This is a genomic window from bacterium, from assembly GCA_040753555.1.
Taxonomy (GTDB): domain Bacteria; phylum UBA9089; class UBA9088; order UBA9088; family UBA9088; genus JBFLYE01.
Genome location: JBFMDZ010000167.1, coordinates 1 through 4,703, shown reverse-complemented (window position 1 = coordinate 4,703; position 4,703 = coordinate 1). Strand labels below are relative to the sequence as shown.

Below are 4,703 nucleotides of genomic sequence, written 5' to 3'. Positions count from 1 at the left end.
ATTTGAGACAAAATCCATCCTTCTTTTGGAATGACAATAACATGAACATGATTCGGCATAATTACATATTTATCCAAATAATATCGTTCATTATTAAAATGCATAAGTGCACTTTCAACAATTTGTTTGCAATCAGAATTTGCTAATACACACGACCCATAATTATTATCCAATAATTCATCGTATCTTTTTGAAAAAAGACGATAATATTCTATTTGTGTATTCTTATCTAATTTACACAAGTCTGATGTATTTTCTATTCTATTTTCTTTAAGCCAATTTTCTCTTTCCTGCCTAATGTTTTCAGCAACATCTTTAGGAATGGAATCATACAACCTAAATGTAACAAAATATGCCTTGTCCCCTTGTTCCCAATGTGGTAAATTACGACTTTTAATACTTATGGGTTCGTCTGAAGCAAAATAGATATTGTCACTCAACCAGGATGGTTGAGTTACTGTATCACAAGCATCCTGCTTGTGTTCATTATCGCTCAACCAGGATGGTTGAGTTACTATATAATTCGTTAAAACATTCCTTGCTTTGACAATTTCCAGCATCATTCCAACCGGGAATGCACCAGAACCAACTGCAGGGTCGCAAACTCTGATATTCGCTAATTTATCATCTATCAATTTGGCATTATTCTTTATACTTTCAGGCATTTTGCTTTTTATGGTTGTGCTTTTCTGTTTTCCAGATTTTATATCTTTTTCCTTTCGTAAAGCAGTTTCCTCATTTTCAATAATGTGCTCTCCATATTTGATAAACAATTCAATATCTGCCTTAGTTATCTTATCTTCAAGTTCAGTCCCAAGATAGTTTATTAAACTCTCTTGGCACATATAATGGACGATTTCACGAGGGGTATAATAAGCACCCTGTCCTTTACGCAGGTTTTCTTCAATCAGGTTTTCAAAGACCTTACCGAGTAATTCTGGGTCAAGGGCAACCTCTTTTTCAAGGGGTTCATCTTCACAAACTGTAAAATTAAAACAGTCAAAAACATCAAGGATACCACTGCCAATATCTCCCTCTTTTGTTTTTTCCTGGTTAGAAAATAACCCATTGGGGATTATTATGTCTGTTTGTTTCCAAGCGTAGTTTGGTTCAAAAAGACCACCATTTAAGAATGGTATCCGGCAGTCAAAATCTTTTGAATAACTTGGGTCTGCCTCATCTGTTCTTGGATTATTAAGGGTATCATAAAACAGAAATTTCAAATAGTCGTTAAAGAAGTTTGCTGTATCACAAGCATCTTGCTTGTGGTTTTTATTGCTCAATCTGGAAGATTGAGTTACTTTAAACAAGGAACGCAAGAAATTCCTATCACCATCTCCCCATTTTTTGTCTTTTGGAACACCAAGCCAGCCCTTTTTCTGTAAAAAATAGAGAAAAACAATCTGTCCCAATAATTTTTTGGAGAAATCAACTATGCTGACTTTTTTCTTCTCAAATTCTTCTTTTATGTTTTTATCTTTTTCAACAATCCTATCCATTGAACCCTTTAATCGCAGATAAAGCTTAAGGTATTTATTAAGGAATTCTTTGGCAACCTTTTCAACACTAAATGCCATTTCAATCTGGTCTAATGTTGGATTATTTGCTACCATTAAAATAGGCAGTAGTTGCTGTTGAGCGGTATGATTTGGTTCATTCTTACCCACCAGAAATGAATATCTTTTGGCAGGGGTGAATTCCTCTTCGGCTTTTGGTCTGCCGGTCTTAGTCTGGGTAAGTTTGTATTCCATTTTAACCAGAGAGAAACGCCAATCCTCAAGTCCTGGTGAAACAAAAGCTACAACCGCCGCATCCTTCTCTATAGGAGAACCATATTTACCCATTAGATAACCAGCGACAAAATTTCTTTGCATGGTTCTTGCCCGCTCAATAGAGGTTTCTTTGTTAAGATAAACTATCAGTATATCAATCCGTTTATCCTCTGTGGTATATTTACCAATGCGTTCATATTTGCTAAGATACGGCTTAAAGGTATCGGGTATAAACTGCCCAGAATATTCAAAAGGTTCTGGTGAAATCCGATTAAATAGATTCTTTGCAAAATAAACAAACCTTTCTTTTTCAAAGGGCTTTTCAAATGTTTCTCTAATAAGATTAATAGCAGATTGTTTATCCATCATTATTTTATCACCTCCCAGTAACCGCCTTTATCCGGACCAACTCGATGAATAATCCCTTTTTCTTTTAATTGATTAAGATTAAATTTAACTCCGTCCTCAGTAATTCCTACTATGTTGGCTAATTCCTTTCTACTAATATAAGGATTTTGTTTGATAACCTCTAATATTTTCTGGGTAGTTTTCTGGGTAGTTTTCTGGGTAGTTTTCTGGGTAGTTTTCTGGGTAGTTTCTTCGCCTTTTTCTGAGGTATGCCAGTAACCGCCTTTATCCGGACCAACTCGATGAATAATCCCTTTTTCTTTTAATTGATTAAGATTAAATTTAACTCCGTCCTCAGTAATTCCTACTATGTTGGCTAATTCCTTTCTACTAATATAAGGATTTTGTTTGATAACCTCTAATATTTTCTGGGTAGTTTTCTGGGTAATTTTCTGGATAGTTTTCTGGGTAGTTTTTACACTTTCTTCTGAGGTATGTTTTAAAGCATATTCTGGCTTTCTATAAAAAATAGCACGGAAAAATGTATCAGACTCAAAAACAGGTTCTTTCAATCCTGACTTTGCCATAAGTTCCTGCATTCTGCCAATTCCGGAGCCAACTCTTTCAACCTTTTCCATCCGATGAAATAAATCCGCTATGATAGGATTGCGTCTCACCGATTCTTTCCCAAAATTAGTTTTGTCAATACCAACGGGAAGTCCACCTGGATTTACAATCTCTACTCTGTCATCAAATACATTGACAGATATGTTCGTTCCCCGCATGCTATAATCCCGATGGATGATTGCATTGACAACTGCTTCACGTAACGCATCAATGGGAATTTCATAGATGTCATACCTGTTTACGCCGCGTATTTCACTTCGCACATTGAGATGTTTCTGAAGAAATAATATTGACTCATTAAACTGTGACAACAAATCATCTCGTATATCTTTACGGTCATAAATATGTATTTTATTTATGCCTTTGAAAGCGCCAAGAATTGTCTCGGAATGGGGAATAAATCTATTAATGTCAGCAGCAAACATCAATGCACCTACATTATTGATTTTTCCTGCTTTATAAATGCTTAGACTTGCAAGAAAAGAAGCTATATTTGATTTGTTTACTTTGAAAGAAGTATGTGCTTCTTCAAGGAATACCTTGATTTTCTTAAAAGATATATGCTCAAAATTAAAATCCTTACACTGTAAGTCTTCAAATGTAATATCTGCGGTTTGTCTGAATATCATTCGCAGTTCTTTCTGCGACATCTTTTGGGTTACCGCATCAAGTCTGCGGAAATAACCCGATGAACAACCATATGGTTTCTCATCACCCTCAGAAATCTCGAGCACCACGACATTGTCTATCTGAGAGATTTTGGTAATATTTATACACGGCTCACAGTTTCTGGCAAGCGAAATTATTTCCGCTCTCATTGTGTTTGTTAATCTTTCGCCAATGATTTTGCCTTTATCAGTAACCCCAAGAACAATAAATCCACCTTTAGCATTAGTTAATGCCACTATATCGCGGTCAATTTTAGGTGTATATCTCTCTTTAAATTCAACTGTTAAACCTTCCCCCTCTTTAAGAATTAATTGTAACTCAGCTTTGTTCATAATATTTCCTCTTTTACCAAATATTCTGACAAAATAACCTCTCTTTTCCCAGAAAATCTACTTGATTCAGCATAATGGCTCTGGAGTAATCTTTCTGGGATGCTATGTTGGATAACCGCAAGAACCTTTAAGGTATTGGTTAAATTCGCTCCTAAATCATTTAATCCTTTAAGTGCCTTTTTTGTTGTCTGTTTAGGGATTGCATCTTTTTCCAGTTGAACAATTGCCTTTTTAAGGTAATCCTCCTGGTCGTCGGTTAATCTTTCCCCATTTTTAAGGATTGCCTTTAGTATCTTTAAAAGTTTTGTTCCGCTATCACTTCCCTTTCTATGTCCAACAGTTAATTCCTCTATTGTGGCATCTAAAAATGCCTTTTTATTCCTTGCCAGCAATTCATAAAAATCATCAGGTAAAATTTCTCTTTGTTCATCTACCGAGCATTCGAAAATTTTTGCCGAGGTAATAAAATCCGCTTCCTGAGATTTTTCATTATTATTGGTGATAAAGAATTTCTGGAGTTTTCCCATTCTAAAGTAGGTTAAAAGTGAGTTAGCGTTTTCTTTATTTAGCTTTGAAGAGCGTGCCTTTTTAGGAAGTCTTTTTATCCTCTCAAAAAGCTCTGGTTTTTTATCTCTAATCTCTTTTATAATATTTAGGTATTTTAATTCGCTTTCTTCCTTATCCTGTTCGCCAGAGAGTGTTTCCTTTGAAATTAAGCGATTAAATAACTCGTGAGATGAGACAGGTTCGCCTTCGGTGAGAATTGCCGCATCACCCCCAAGAAGGGTTAAAAAAGCATTGATTTTTGCCTCTGCGGTTTTTTTAAGATTAATGTAACTATTCAGTATATCGTATTTTATATGTTTGGCTGTTTTAAAATTCATCCATTCTATAATAAATCCCAAATCCCAAGTTCAAATGTCAAAAAAATGTCCAATTTCCAATGTCCAATATC

3 protein-coding genes are annotated in these 4,703 nt (G+C 35.1%); all 3 read right to left on the bottom strand.

Translation table 11 applies throughout. From position 1 onward, the window contains the following. The coding region (locus AB1630_10515; GenBank protein ID MEW6104222.1) for a class I SAM-dependent DNA methyltransferase at positions 1–2,141 on the bottom strand (2,141 nt) is incomplete at its 3' end. Continuing rightward, positions 2,141–3,748 (bottom strand): ATP-binding protein, encoded by a 1,608-nt coding sequence (locus tag AB1630_10510; GenBank protein ID MEW6104221.1) that lies wholly within the window; start codon positions 3,746–3,748, stop codon positions 2,141–2,143. The genes AB1630_10515 and AB1630_10510, both read right to left, overlap by 1 nt. Further along, complete coding sequence (locus AB1630_10505) at positions 3,745–4,632, bottom strand: hypothetical protein (GenBank protein ID MEW6104220.1); 888 nt, start codon at positions 4,630–4,632, stop codon at positions 3,745–3,747. Before AB1630_10505 ends, AB1630_10510 begins: the two co-directional genes overlap by 4 nt. Positions 4,633–4,703: the final 71 nt, after the last annotated feature.